Here is a 14403-nt window from a genome sequence, read left to right as displayed (position 1 = left end):
TCCCCCCCAGTCGTGGACTTGTCCCGATTTAGTTCCGGTCTCTTTCGAGCGATATTCGCAATGAAGGAGACACAAATTGGCACCAAGATACAGCGACGAGTTCAGACGTGATGCGGTTCGCATTGCAACAAGCAGTGGACTGACGCGACCTCAGATTGCGTCTGATTTAGGGGTTGGTGTTTCGACACTGAACAAGTGGGTTCAACACCATCAGAATGATGACCTGATGTCCGGCCCGCATGAGGATGTGGAGAAGGAGAACGCCCGCCTTCGCAAAGAGAACCGGCTACTCCGCGAGGAGAGGGAAGTGTTAAAGAAGGCGACGATCTTCTTCGCAGGCCAAAAGGCGTGAGGTTTGCCTTTATCGACACCTGGAAGAAGATCTGGCCCATTGAGTTTCTATGCCGCGTTTTGCGGGTAACTTCCCGTGGGTTTCGCGCCTGGAAGATCCGCCCTATCAGCCGAAGCCAGCGAGATGACATGGTGCTGTTGGCCCATATCAGAGAACAACACCGCCTTAGCCTGCAAAGCTACGGCCGACCTCGCATGACGGAGGAACTGCGCGATCTCGGTCTTGTTGTCGGGCACCGCCGGGTAGGCCGGTTGATGCGTGAGAACGCGATCAAGGTTATTCGAACCCGTAAACATAAAGTCACGACTAACAGCAATCACGCCTTCAATGTCGCCCCCAACTTTCTTGATCAGGACTTCTCTGCTGATGGCCCAAACCAAAAATGGGCAGGGGACATTTCCTACATCTGGACGAGCGAGGGATGGCTGTATTTGGCAGTGATCATCGATCTTTACTCCCGCCGGGTCATTGGCTGGGCGGTCAGTAACCGGATGAAGCGGGACCTGGCCATCAAGGCATTAGACATGGCAGTAGGGCTGCGAAAGCCACCCAAAGGCTGTATCCATCATACGGATCGTGGCTCTCAATACTGTTCAGGTGACTATCAGAAAAGTCTGAAGCAGCATGGATTTCTGGTCTCAATGAGCGGCAAGGGAAATTGTTATGACAATTCCATGGTCGAGACCTTCTTCAAATCTCTGAAAGCCGAACTGATCTGGCGTCAGAAATGGGCGACCCGCAGACAAGCAGAAGGAGCAATATTCCAATACATCAATGGGTTCTACAACCCGCGAAGACGGCATTCATCCCTTGGCGGGAAAAGTCCCTTGGCTTTCGAGAGACGGCCTCCTAACATGAGCTGAGAGACCGGAACTTTTGCGTGGCAAGTCCAGACAAGCCTGAGGGCCCTTTTGTTCCTGTTGTTCGAGGGCCTGTCACGGGCGCAGCGCGCGATCAACGCCTTCACCGTCCGATCAATAGCACTGCAAATCGCCGCGTAGGTGTTGTTCAACGTCGACTAAATAACCTTTGCCCTGGAAACCAAAACGACGCCTCCGGAGAGGCGTCGCGTTGCAGTTTTCTGAGCAAGAGCGCGCGGTAGCGCTCAATTTGGGAATGGCCGCTCAGTTGGTGATGATCTCGGGCCCCATGATACTGGTCGGCAGGAATGTCGACAGCCACGGGATGTAGGTCACCATAATCAGGAACACGAACAGCACCGCCAGGAACGGCAGCGCCGCCTTGACGACCCGCATCATCGACATGCCCGCCACGCCCGAGGTCACAAACAGGTTAAGCCCCACCGGCGGCGTGATCATCCCGATCTCCATGTTCACCACCATGATGATGCCCAAATGGATCGGATCAATGCCCAGCTGAATCGCAATCGGAAACACCAGCGGTGCAACAATCACGATCAGCCCCGACGGCTCCATGAACTGACCACCAATCAGCAGGATCACGTTGACGATCACCAGGAACATGATTGGTCCAAATCCCGCGTCGAGCATCGCGCCAGCTATATGTTGTGGGATTTGCTCGTCCGTCAGCACGTGCTTCAGCAGCAGCGCGTTGGCGATGATGAACATCAGTGTGATGGTCAGCTTGCCGCCCTCGAACAGCGTCGCCTGCGTATCGCGGTGAAAGAAGGCAGTGATCAGGGCAACCGGTTTACGATAGAGCGGCAGCGGGCGCCCCCCTTCCTTGGTTGCGGCCAGCGGGCCCATGTCGCGGTAGATAAAACACGCCACGATAAAGGCATAGACTGCGGCCACTGCGGCGGCTTCGGTTGGGGTGAATGCCCCACCCTTCCAATAGATCAGGCTGCCACCGTCGAACCGGATCCAGGGGTGCCCATAGATGCCGCCCATGATGATGAAGATCAGCAACAGACCCCAGACCGCATCACGGAACGAATCCGCGACTTCGCCCCAGCCCTTCCATTCGCCCTTTGGCATATTCTTGACCCGCGCGATCACATAGATTGTGACCATCAGCATCACGCCGGCCAGAATGCCGGGAATGACGCCCGCCAGGAACATACGCCCCACAGACACGTCAGTGGCCGAGGCATAGACCACCATAACGATCGACGGCGGAATCAGAATGCCCAGCGTACCCGCGTTACAGATCACACCAGCGGCGAAATCCTTAGTATACCCAACCTGCCGCATCGCCGCGATGACGATAGAGCCGATGGCGACCACCGTGGCAGGCGATGATCCAGAAAGTGCTGCGAACATCATGCAGGCCAGAACGCCGGCAATAGCCAGACCACCCTGCAGGTGCCCGACACAGGCGATGGCAAAGCGGATGATCCGTTTCGCCACGCCCCCGGTCGACATGAACGACGACGCAAGAACAAAGAACGGAATCGCCAGCAGCGTGTAATGCCCGGCCATGGCCAGATACAGCGACTGTGCCACCGAGGCCAGCGAGGTGTCGGAAAATGCCAGCTGGAAAAAGATCGAGCTGATCCCCAGCGCCACCGCAATCGGCACGCCGATCAGCAATAGCCCGACAATCATGACAAAAAGCAGAAGAACTTCCATGCGATCAATCTCCGCGATTCAGGGCTGCGACGTCGTCGACGGCATCTTCGGCTTCGTGGCTGACGATCAGGCTCTCGCTCTCGCCGGTCCAGACGCGGCGCACGGCCTGACAGATCCGAAACAGGATCAGCACAGCGGCCACCGGCAGGATGGTATAGGGCACCACGCGCGGCAGCTTGGAATACCGTTCGCCGTAGTTGATCCAGTCCTCAAGAAACCGCAGCCATTCGGGCATCGGGATCTGGTCGGTCTCAAAGAACGATCGCCCGCGCGCCGCAGTGTCCAGCCCGGTGGGGAACCAATGGCCCGACGTAGGTGGTAAATCGGCAAACGGCGCCCACTGATCCCAGGCCCCTTTGCACAGCAACAGCGCGTAAAAGATGCATATTGCGCCGGCAATCAGCGCGACCACCTTGCGCGGGACTGGCGGCAACAGGTTGGTGACGGCGTCGACCCCCAGATGCGCGGTGATTTTAAAGGCATAGGCCACACCGAACAGCACCAGCCAGCTAAAGAGCACCAGAACCACTTCGAGGCTCCAGATGATGCTGGCGTTGAAGGCGTAGCGTAAAATGACGTTGGCAAAGGTCAGCATGGTCATCAGGCCAAGCATGACGGCGATTGCCGTCTCCTCGAACCCGTGGACCATGCGACCAACTGGGCCTTTGGGCGCGTATTTGCCGCTCATGATGTCCCCTCCCGATACGATTGACGCGGCCCGTTAACGGGCCGCGTCCTATAAATCGTTACAGCAATCAGTTGGCTGCGTTGATCTCTTGTGCTGCGGCGATGTTTTCGGCGCCGACTTCTTCTTCGAACTCAGTCCAGACCGGCTTCATCACGTCGACCCATGCCTGACGCTGCTCAGCGGTCAGCTCGCGGATGATGCCGCCAGCGTCCACGATCGACTGCTTCGCTTCCAGATCGACCTTGCCCACCTCGGCGTTACGTTCGGTCGTCACCTCATCAAGGATGGTCAGGAACTGCTCGCGGACATCGGCATCCATGCTGTCGAGCCAGTCAACCGACGCCACCACCAGATAGTCGATGATGCCATGGTTGGTTTCGGTGATACCGTCCTGCACCTCAAAGAACTTTTGACCATAGATATTGGACCAGGTGTTTTCCTGACCATCAACAACACCGGTCTGAAGCGCGCCATACACCTCGGCAAAGGCCATCGGCTGCGGGCTTGCACCCAGCGCATTCATCTGCGCGACCAGCACGTCAGAGGGCTGCACCCGGAACTTGAGGCCCGCAGCATCCGACGGTTCCAGAAGCGGCTTGTTGGCCGAAATCTGTTTCATCCCATTGTGCCAGAAACCCAGCCCCTGAAGGCCGCGACGCTGCATCGCGTCCAGCATGGACTGACCGGTGTCAGAGGCCTGGAATGCATCAACGGCGTTGATGTTCTTGAACATGAATGGCAGATCGAACAGGCGGTAGGATTTGGTGATGGATTCGAACAGCGACAGCGACGGAGCCGCCAGTTGCACGTCGCCGCGCAGCATCGCCTCGATCACCTGCTCGTCTGTGTAGAGCGTGGAGTTCGGGAACACCTCCATGCAGGCAGAGCCGTTCATCTCATCGTTGACGCGCTGCTGAAGCAGGCTGGCGGCAAGGCCTTTGGGATGTTTGTCGGTGTTGGTGACATGGCTGAACTTGATGACCATTTCGCCGTCTTCGCAAGAAGCGGTAGCAGTCTGAGCCGTGGCGCCAAGCGCAATCACAGCCGCGGTCATGAGAAACTTTTTCATGGGTGTCCTCCCGGAACATTTTGGGTATGGCCAAGACGCCCCTCCCTGAGCGCCTCTGTCGCGCAGCAAAGCCTTTGTTCCGAATCGGCGCAAGCGGTAGTATGCCGTGTCGAGGTTGCAGGATTTTTGGCAAACTAATCAGTTAGTTGACGCGCATATCGACCTACTCGCCCTCCGCCGCGATGCAGCATTGTGCGGATTTCCGCACAGGCAATCCTGCTTGCCGTGCGAGTTTCCGCACAACATGCGACTCATCCGGCGGCGCCGCGTGGGTTGCCCTGCCCGAATCCCCGTCCGCGCGTGCGCATCATGTCATTGTTGCGCTGACCCGCACTTAGCGCCACTCTGCCGCCATGAGCAGTCAAGACAAGGGCCGACAGCCCACCTACCCCGGCGGCATACAGGCCGTGTTGTCCCAGATGGAGGGGCGGCGCGACGCGTTTTCCTATGCCCCCGGCGAGGGCCTGCCGCCGCCGAACATCGTACTGGAACCGCTGGCGCAGGCATGTGTCACCGATCCCCGCCACGACCCAGAGGAACAAGAACCTGCCCGATCGTCCTATGCCCGCAAACGCCGGGTGCTGCGTCAGGAATTTGCCGGTGCAAGCGAGCTTTGCTGCCTGAACGGCCTGCTGATTGCGCATCTGCGCAAACGCGAAGTGCCAGACCACGCTGCACCGCTATTTCTCCGACTCTGGACCGAACAAGCACCGCATTTGCTGGCCCATCTCAATCCCCGCTGGCTGGTGTCTTCGATCACGACGTTTGGCGATCACGGAGCGACCCCAGTTCAGCGCAGTGTCGGACTGGCGCTGTCCGTGCTGTTTGGCACCATGAAGCTCTATGAAACCGAGCGGCTCTATTCCGGTCTGCCACCCGAGCGCGCCTTTGCGCTGGATGCAAAAGTCAAAGCCACGCTGGCAACCGAAATGGACGCCTATGCGATCACCGCCGGCGGGCTGGACGTCAACATGCTGGGGCGTCTGTGGCAAGAGGCCCAGGGCGATGCAGTTATTGCCCCGCTGGCGCATCACCTGCTTGACTTGCTGATCCATGATGACCGCACTCTGTTCCGCCGTCTGATGACCATGCGCAAACGCAAACTGCGCCAAGAGGCGAGCAAGCCAATCAAACGTGGCAAACAGGTGAATATGGCCCCCGTCCCGACAGGTGCTCCCCCCGTGATCGCGCAAAATCTGCGTTGGGGGCTTGTCAGCACCATCAAGGCGCCGTTGCCTCAGATCGCCCGGTTCGCGGCACATCACCTCGACCTTGGGGCGGCGGCGCTGCATCTGTATCTGGATGTTCCGGATGTCGGGGCGGCTGACTGGCTGTCGCGCCATCCCCGTATCCATGTCACGCAATGCGATGCTGCCTACTGGCACGACGCGGGCAAACCCCGGATGGAGGCACATCAGTTACGCCAGGCCTTTAACGCGACGCGAACATTGCGCGCGGCTTCAGACGATCTGGACTGGCTGGGACATACCGACGTCGATGAGTACCTGCTGACGGATGCGCCGATCTGCGACGCGCTTGCCCAGATCGACCCCGACGTCGCTGTTGCCCGCCTGCGCCCGGCCGAAGCGCTGGCCACCGATTCCAACCTCCAGCCGCAGCATTTCAAACTGACGCACAAGGGCGGTGGTGTTCCCAAGGCCACGTTACAGGATATCTACCCGACCTTTGGGCTGCACCTGTATGGTGGATTTCTCAGCCATACCTCGGGCAAGGTATTTGCCCGCACCGGCATCCCCGACACCCGCCTAGGCATTCACACGCTAAAATACAAAGGCGAAGAGGCCAGCAATGCCGCCCCCCTGCCCGACGTGTTTCTGGGACATTTCCATGCGCCCAACTGGGATCACTTCCGTCATCATTTCGATTTTCGCCGCCGCCACGGATCGTACCGGCCACGCACCGACAAGGGCGCGCTGGATCTCTCCGACATCATCGCGTATCTCGCCGAAACTGAAGGCGAAGATGGGCTGCGCGCCCTCTTTGACGAGGTGGCGCAGGACAGTGCGGAATTGCGCGCGCGTCTTGCGGCGCATGGCATGCTGGTGACGCACCCGCTTGATCCCGATGCAGCAGTCTTGCGGGTCTTCGGAGAATTGCCGTGACCCGCAATGTCGGAACCACATGGGGCATCGTATCAACCATCCGGGCGCCGCTGCCTGATATTCTGGACTTTGTCGCCTGGCACCTCGATCAGGGCGCAGCGCAGTTTTATCTTTATATCGACGACGATGTTCCCGAAACCCTGTCGGTGCTCAATGCGCATCCGGCGATTCGCGCGCGGCACACCGACGCCGCCTGGTGGGCCAAACGCAAGGGGCGGCCTGAGAAACACCAGACGCGCCAGTCTCTGAACGCACGCCACGCCAACAACCGCCGCGCCGAGGTGGACTGGCTGGCCCATATCGACGTTGACGAATTTCTGCTGCCCGAAACCCCCATTGCCGCCCAGCTGGGCGCCCTGTCCGACACAGCACTCTGCGCCCGTGTCCGCCCGATCGAGGCGCTGGCCCCGGTCGATAACACCGGCGCGACGGTGTTCAAGGCCTTTCTGCTGGATCAGCAGGCGCGCCAAACTGCATCAATCGCATGTTTCCCGACCTGGGGTGCGCAACTGCCGGGGGGGTTTCTCAGCCATGTCGCAGGCAAACTGTTCTTTCGCACTGGACTGAAAGGATTGCAGATCCGAATTCACAACGTGAACCTGAACGACGTCACCAACCCTGGCCAGGCCGCACTGCCCGGAATCGAATTGGGGCATATGCACGCCAAAAGCTGGGACGATTTTCTCACTGCCTACCGCTTTCGCCTCGCCCGTGGGTCGTATCGGGCCGATCTGAAACCGCAATCGCGCGTCGACGGCGCGCTCAACCTGCACGACCTGTTTGTCAGGATCGAGGCGACCGGAGGTGAAGCAGCGCTGCGGGCCTTTTATGATGAGACCTGCACCGCCAACCCAGCACTTTGCGCCCGGTTGCAGGCGTATGGCCTGCTGCGGCGGCACCGGCTTGACCTCGCCGCGCGGCGGGCGCGGCATTTTCCGGGTCATTGATCCTCCGCGATCCTCGACCGTATCAGATGCGCAAAACCGTCGAGTAACAGCACGAAACCGCGCAGAAATCGGCGTCAAACCCCGAATCCCCGCCGCAACAGGCATCAAATCGGCCAGAATGACGCGCCATTGGGGGCAAAACCCGCCCCACATTGACCCTTGACCGGTATTTCTGTACAAGCCGCGCGTGGGTCACAGATGTGGATATCACAAGGCCGGACGGGCCTGACCCTCAATCAGATGTACGGGCCAGAATGTGTCCGTAAAAACCGGATACACATGACAAAATTCTCTGACCTGAACCTCAATCCCAAGGTTTTGAAAGCCATCGAAGAGGCTGGCTACGAAACCCCCACCCCGATCCAGGCCGGCGCGATTCCCCCGGCGCTCGAAGGGCGCGACGTTTTGGGCATCGCCCAGACCGGCACCGGAAAGACAGCGGGCTTTGTCCTGCCGATGATCACCATGCTGGCGCGTGGCCGTGCCCGCGCGCGGATGCCGCGCAGCCTCGTGCTCTGTCCGACCCGGGAACTCGCCGCGCAGGTCGCAGAGAACTTTGACACCTACGCCAAACACGTCAAACTGACCAAAGCGCTGCTGATCGGCGGCGTATCGTTCAAAGAGCAGGATCTGCTGATCGACAAAGGTGTGGACGTGCTGATCGCGACACCCGGTCGCCTGCTGGACCACTTTGAACGCGGCAAACTGATCCTGTCAGACGTCAAGGTTATGGTGGTAGACGAGGCCGACCGGATGCTAGATATGGGGTTCATCCCCGATATCGAAAAGATATTTGGCCTGACGCCGTTTACCCGCCAGACGCTGTTCTTTAGCGCCACAATGGCGTCCGAGATCGAGCGGATCACCAACACCTTCCTGTCCAATCCCGCCCGGATCGAAGTGGCCCGCCAGGCCACCGCGTCTGAGACAATCGAACAGGGCGTGGTGGTTTTCCGCGCCTCACGTCGTGACCGCGAGGGATCGGAAAAGCGGCAGGTTCTACGCATGATGATTGACGCCGAAGGCGATAAATGCACCAACGCGATCATCTTCTGCAACCGCAAGATGGATGTGGACACAGTTGCCAAGTCGTTGAAAAAATATGGCTATGATGCTGCACCGATCCATGGCGATCTGGATCAGTCGCAGCGCACCCGAACGCTGGACGGATTTCGCAATGGTGAGTTGCGCTTCCTTGTTGCTTCGGATGTTGCAGCACGTGGTCTTGACGTGCCCGCGGTGAGCCATGTGTTCAACTTCGACGTACCGAGCCATGCCGAAGATTACGTCCACCGCATCGGTCGTACCGGACGGGCCGGACGGTCGGGCAAGGCGATGATGATCTGCGCCGCCAAAGACGAGAAGAACCTCGAAGCCATCGAAAAGCTGATCCAACGCGAAATCCCGCGCCTGGAAAACCCGATGGGCACGATCACCGCATCGGCCGAGGATACAGTAGCCCCGCGCGAGGAAAAGAAACCGTCGCGCAGCCGCAACCGGATTCGCCGGTCCGGCCCCGCCCAGGATGAAGTGAAAGAAGCGCCGAGCGAGACCGCTCCGGTCCAGGCTTCGGCTGAAGAGGTCAAAGCGACAGACCCGGTGCAGCAGCCAACCGTCCGCGAAACCGATGATCAGCGCGATCCTGCGCCGCGCGGCCGTGACAATTATCGCAGCGGCACGCAACAGCGCGGTCGCGGCTCTGACAACAGCAAAATTCTGGGCATGGGCGACCACATGCCGAGCTTTATCGCACTGAGCTTTGACGAGCGGCGCACGAGCTGAATTCGCCGCCTTCCATATAGCGAAGGTTAGACAGATAAAAACGGGCGCACCCAACTGGATGCGCCCGTTATCATTTCTGCCGGACTATTCCATCCAGCCCCGGTCATAGACGGTTGCGATCAACTCAGACGGCTGACCACAATTGTGACTTCCGGTTTCTTGCCGATCTCGCTCTGCGAGGATTGGCGCGCCACGCGCTTTAGCCCCTCTTCGAGCTTGTCATCGTCTCGCAAAATCTTGTCGCCCGAACGTCCCATAAACTGGCTCAGATCCTCTTCGAGCACATCAACCAGCGGCACGTGACTGCGCCCCTTTTCCGGCAGGCCCATCGTCTCACACCAAGGTTCCCCCAGCGGTTTATCGTTTTCGTCCATGATCACCGTGATGATCACGTGGCCGTTCAGCGCCATGCGGATACGATCACGCACCACGCCGTCAAGCGCACCGATCTTGACCGAACCATCTACATAGGTACGGCCGGTTTCGATGTAGTCGACCACCGTCGGTGTGTTGCCCGACAGGTCGATCATCATGCCGTTGACCGCCAGAACGCCTTTGCGGCCTTTGCCCTGCGCCAATTTCACATGTTCGCGCAGATGGCGGTGTTCGCCGTGCATCGGCACCACAATTTGCGGCGCAACGATATCCTGCAGCCGCGCCAGATCCGGACCGTTGGCGTGGCCCGACACATGATACAAGCCCGAGCTGTCATCAACGACATCCACCCCCAGTTCGGAAAACTGGTTCATGATGCGGATCACACCTTTTTCATTGCCCGGAATGGTCTTGGAACTAAAGAGAAAGGTATCCCCCTCTTTCATCACCAGCCCCTGATACTTTCCGCGTGCCAGTTGCGCCGACGCCGCGCGCCGTTCACCCTGTGACCCGGTGACCAGCAGCATCAGATTTTCGCGCGGAATCGACGACGCCTCTTCGGGCGGCACCACAGGCGGAAATCCCTTAAGCACGCCGGTTTCGGTCGCTGCCTCGATCATGCGGCGCATGGCACGGCCCAGCAGCACGATCGACCGCCCTGCCCGCGACCCCGCCTCGGCCAGCGTCTTGACCCGTGCGACATTGCTGGCAAAGGTGGTCGCCACGACCATGCCTTTCGCCTCACCCACCAGCCGCTCAATCTCGGGGCCGACTGTTGCCTCGGAACGACCCGCGTGCTGAGAAAAGATATTGGTGGAATCGCATATCAGCGCTTTGACACCATCCTTTGAGACATCGGCCCAGGCGGCGGGATCGAAGGGTTCGCCCACCAGCGGCGTTTCGTCCAGCTTGAAATCGCCCGTATGCAACAGCCGCCCCTGCGGCGTGTCGATCACCAAAGCCGAGCTCTCGGGAATCGAATGCGACATCGGTAAAAAACCGACACTGAACGGCCCGGCCTGAGTTGTCTCAGGCCAGGGGGTAACCACCTTGACCGTTTGTTCGGAATGGCCATGCTCGGCCATCTTGTGCCGTGCAATATTGGCGGTAAAGGCACGGGCATAGATTGGTGCACCCAATTGTTCCCAGAAATGCCCGATCGCGCCGACGTGATCCTCGTGCGCGTGAGTAATAAAAATCGCCTCAAGCCGGTCACGGCGTTCCTTGAGCCAGCTGATGTCGGGCAGGATCAGATCGACCCCGGGTGTGCCGTCCATATCCGGAAAGGTGACACCCAGATCAACCAAGATCAGCCGTTCCTGATCCGGCTTGCCATAGCCATAGACATAGGCGTTCATACCGATTTCGCCTGCCCCTCCGAGGGGCAGGTAGATAATGCGTTCGCTGCTCATATTTTGTCAGTCCTCAGTTCTGTTATATTGATGAATCACGGTCAGCCCGTGCATGGTCAGATCCTCGACCAAATGGTCGAACAGATCCTCGGTCTGCTGGAATAAAGGCGCCAGCCCGCCTGTCGCGATGATCTTCATGGGCCGCTCACGTTCGGCCTTGATGCGCGCACAAATCTCTCGCACCAGCCCGATGTAGCCCCAGAAAATCCCTGATTGCATGCAAGCCACGGTGTTTGTTCCCACCACGGACTGCGGTTTCGAAATGTCTACATGCGGCAGTGCCGCCGCTGCTTGATGCAGCGCCTGAAGGCTCAGGTTCACGCCGGGTGCTATCACGCCGCCAACATAGGCGCCATCACTGTCCACCACATCAAAGGTCGTCGCAGTGCCGAAATCCACCACGATCAGATCGCCGCCGAACAAGTCAAACCCCGCCACCGTATTTACCAGCCGGTCCGGCCCGACCTGGGTGCCCGCATCGACGCGGACCGCCACCGGCAACAGGCACTCCGGCTTGCCCACCACGATGGGCCGGGTGTTAAAGTAACGATCAGCCAGAACCCGCAGGTTGAACACCACACGTGGCACCGTCGACGACACGATCACATCGGTGATATTCGCGTCGATGTTCTGAAACCGCATCAACGTACTCAGCCAGACGTAATACTGATCCGCCGTCCGTTGATGTTCAGTCGAGGTACGCCAGGTCGCAACAAAGCCAGTCCCGTCCCAGATGGAAAAAACCGTATTCGTGTTGCCGCAATCAATCGCCAGAAGCATCCCCGGCCCCCTGTTCAGAAAAAAACATCTGCCGCTGCGATCCGTTCGCGACCCTGCGCCGTCACCAGCACCAGATGACCCTGCGCGTCGACGGTTTCGAACGTGCCGGTTGTCTCGCGTGTGCCAGTTCGGGCCGTGATGATTTCACCCAATCTTGCAGCACGTAACAGCCACGCCTGCCGGATCGGCGCAAAACCCTGCGTGCGAAACATCGTCTCGACCCGCGCATAGGCCGTCGCAAGCAGATCGAGGAACGCCTCGGGATCAATCGCCACGCCTGTGGCAGACATCAGAGAAACCGGTCGTATCGCTCCGGGTTCGACCTCATCCTCGGACGGGGCTACTTCCAGGTTCACACCGATACCAATCGCCAGATGGCTGACCCCTTGGCGCTGACCCAGACTCTCCAGCAAAATGCCCGCTACCTTGCCACCGTTCAGCAAAACATCGTTGGGCCATTTCAAACTCAGCCCATCGGTCCGGCCCGTGGTCATCACCAGCGCCTCGTGCAGCGCAAGCGACGCCACAAAGGACCGCAACGCCACAACCTCGGCCGTCTCGACGGGGCGTAGCACCAGTGTTGCTGCAAAATTACCCTTTGCCATCGACCATGGACGCCCACGTCGACCACGCGCCGCCGTCTGATGTCGTGCAAGTATCCACGCAGGCCCTGCCAAAGTGTCCGCGATCCGTGACGCTTCGGCATTGGTGCTATCCACCTGAGCCAACACACGACGTTCGTAGCCCTCGGGCCAACTCACAGCACCACCTGCTTCTTCTCTTCTAAAATACGCAAAACACAGACTGCCCGCTCAAACCAAAGCGACGCACCCCAAGGCGCGCCGCTTTGGATTGGCTCTGACTGAATTCGATCAGTTGACAAGCGTTACTGCCGCTGATGCCGCGGCACCCTCTATCCCAAACAGGTTCACAACGCCGATCACCATGATCGCTGCCGACGCCACAAGGAACCCAAAGAGCACCGGCGATCCGCCGACATCCAAACCCTCTTCACTTTCGTCACCGAAATACATGTAGAAGACCATCCGCAAATAATAGAATGCGCCGATCACGCTCGCTACAACACCGGCCACCGCCAGCCAGCCCAGTCCCGCATCATACGCGGCGCGCAACACATATAGCTTGCCAAAGAAGCCAACCAGCGGCGGCACCCCGGCCAGGCTGAACAACAGCACCAGCATCGCCAACGCGCGCGCAGGCTCTTTTTTGGAATACATGTTGAGCGCCATAATATCCGTCACCGGCGCACCGTCCCGCTCCATCGACAGGATAAAAGCAAAGGTTCCGACGTTCATCGTCACATAGATCGCCATGTAGATCAGCATCGCTTGCACACCCAGCGCCGTACCCGCTGCCAGGCCCATCAGGGCAAAGCCCATATGCGAGATCGACGAATAGGCCATCAGACGTTTGATATTACGCTGACCAATCGCGGCCACCGCCCCCAGGTACATCGAAAGCACCGACAGCAGCGCGATTACCTGCTGCCAATCCCCCACTGCACCACCAAAGGCATCGTGCAGCATCCGCGCGAACAGACCCATCGCGGCCATCTTGGGCGCCGTCGCAAAAAATGCGGTGATCGGAGTTGGAGCGCCCTCATAGACGTCCGGGGTCCACATGTGAAACGGCACCGCTGATACCTTGAAAGCCAGACCAGCGATCATCATCACAAGGCCGAACAGCAGGCCCAGCGACACGTCGCCATCTGCAACCGTCTGAATGATCCCCGAGAACAGCGTCGTTCCGGCAAAGCCATAAGTCAGTGACGCACCATAAAGCAGAAGACCCGAGCTGAGCGCGCCAAGCACAAAATACTTCAGACCGGCTTCGGTCGATTTTGCTGAATCACGGCGCAGCGACGCAACGACATAAAGCGCCAGAGATTGTAGTTCCAGCCCCATATAAAGCGACATCAGATCGCCCGCGGACACCATCATCATCATGCCGACGACGCTCAGCACCACCAGAACCGGATATTCGAACCGAAGCAGCCCGCGCCGGGTCATATATTCGACGCTCATCAGCAAGACCGCAGCCGCCGAGACCAAAATCACGATTTTCGCAAACCGGGAAAAGGCATCGTCGATAAACATGCCGCCAAAGGCCACCTGCGTGCCCTCGCCGCTGCTGCCGATCAACACCGCGATGAGCACAAAAAGCCCCGCCGTGCCCCAGACCAATGCCGGGGCCAGCTTGTCCTTTTCGGTATAGACCGCCCCCACCAGAGCCAGCATGGCACACACGGCCAGCACAATTTCTGGCAGGATTATCGTCAGATCAGCCTGGATCATCGTTCCGT

11 protein-coding genes are annotated in these 14403 nt (G+C 59.2%); 4 read left to right on the top strand and 7 right to left on the bottom strand.

All coding sequences use genetic code 11. The features are described from left to right. Positions 1-76: 76 nt before the first annotated feature. Positions 77-1215, top strand: a protein-coding gene (locus tag IMCC21224_RS09540; RefSeq protein ID WP_156178119.1) for an IS3 family transposase whose coding sequence is annotated in 2 segments (ribosomal slippage) — positions 77-317 and positions 317-1215 — 1140 coding nt in all. Because the reading frame shifts where the segments join, the coding sequence is not laid out codon by codon here. 261 nt (positions 1216-1476) lie between these two features. On the opposite strand, the gene IMCC21224_RS09535 is transcribed toward IMCC21224_RS09540, so the two are convergent. The 3 genes from IMCC21224_RS09535 to IMCC21224_RS09525 all read right to left on the bottom strand — a co-directional run bounded on the left by IMCC21224_RS09535 (position 1477) and on the right by IMCC21224_RS09525 (position 4661). Continuing rightward, a complete protein-coding gene (locus IMCC21224_RS09535) occupies positions 1477-2904 on the bottom strand; it encodes a TRAP transporter large permease (RefSeq protein ID WP_047995156.1) in 1428 nt (475 codons plus the stop codon). Positions 2905-2908: 4 nt separating this feature from the next. Then, positions 2909-3592, bottom strand: coding sequence for a TRAP transporter small permease (locus IMCC21224_RS09530; RefSeq protein WP_047995155.1), 684 nt, complete (start codon positions 3590-3592; stop codon positions 2909-2911). A gap of 67 nt (positions 3593-3659) precedes the next feature. Further along, the gene (locus IMCC21224_RS09525) at positions 3660-4661 is read right to left on the bottom strand and encodes a DctP family TRAP transporter solute-binding subunit (RefSeq protein ID WP_047995154.1); all 1002 of its coding nucleotides are present in this window, start codon (positions 4659-4661) and stop codon (positions 3660-3662) included. A gap of 353 nt (positions 4662-5014) precedes the next feature. On the opposite strand from IMCC21224_RS09525, the gene IMCC21224_RS26480 reads away from it, so the two are divergent. The 3 genes from IMCC21224_RS26480 (at position 5015) to IMCC21224_RS09510 (ending at position 9513) form a co-directional block, all read left to right on the top strand. Beyond that, positions 5015-6784 carry a glycosyltransferase family 2 protein gene (locus IMCC21224_RS26480; RefSeq protein WP_053078942.1) on the top strand — a complete coding sequence of 590 codons (1770 nt, stop codon included), beginning with the start codon at positions 5015-5017 and terminating at the stop codon, positions 6782-6784. Next, the gene (locus IMCC21224_RS09515; RefSeq protein WP_156178207.1) at positions 6781-7731 is read left to right on the top strand and encodes a glycosyltransferase family 2 protein; all 951 of its coding nucleotides are present in this window, start codon (positions 6781-6783) and stop codon (positions 7729-7731) included. Before IMCC21224_RS26480 ends, IMCC21224_RS09515 begins: the two co-directional genes overlap by 4 nt. A gap of 279 nt (positions 7732-8010) precedes the next feature. Further along, a complete protein-coding gene (locus IMCC21224_RS09510; RefSeq protein WP_047995152.1) occupies positions 8011-9513 on the top strand; it encodes a DEAD/DEAH box helicase in 1503 nt (500 codons plus the stop codon). 119 nt (positions 9514-9632) lie between these two features. Here the strand turns inward: IMCC21224_RS09510 and IMCC21224_RS09505 are convergent, their stop codons facing one another. From IMCC21224_RS09505 to nuoN, 4 genes are all read right to left on the bottom strand, one after another. After that, positions 9633-11300: a ribonuclease J gene (locus IMCC21224_RS09505; RefSeq protein ID WP_047995151.1), complete on the bottom strand. Its 1668-nt coding sequence runs from the start codon at positions 11298-11300 to the stop codon at positions 9633-9635. Between the two features lie 6 nt (positions 11301-11306). Then, entirely contained in the window at positions 11307-12080 is a 774-nt protein-coding gene (locus IMCC21224_RS09500; RefSeq protein WP_047995150.1) for a type III pantothenate kinase, read from the bottom strand. 14 nt (positions 12081-12094) lie between these two features. After that, positions 12095-12841, bottom strand: a complete 747-nt coding sequence (locus IMCC21224_RS09495; RefSeq protein ID WP_047995149.1) for a biotin--[acetyl-CoA-carboxylase] ligase — start codon at positions 12839-12841, stop codon at positions 12095-12097. 111 nt (positions 12842-12952) lie between these two features. Continuing rightward, a complete protein-coding gene (gene nuoN / locus IMCC21224_RS09490) occupies positions 12953-14395 on the bottom strand; it encodes an NADH-quinone oxidoreductase subunit NuoN (RefSeq protein WP_047995148.1) in 1443 nt (480 codons plus the stop codon). Between the last annotated feature and the right edge of the window lie 8 nt (positions 14396-14403).

It is taken from the genome of Puniceibacterium sp. IMCC21224 (assembly GCF_001038505.1).
Lineage (GTDB): Bacteria > Pseudomonadota > Alphaproteobacteria > Rhodobacterales > Rhodobacteraceae > Puniceibacterium.
Note: the sequence above shows the minus strand (reverse complement) of the source record. Positions and strands in the feature narration are given on the sequence as shown.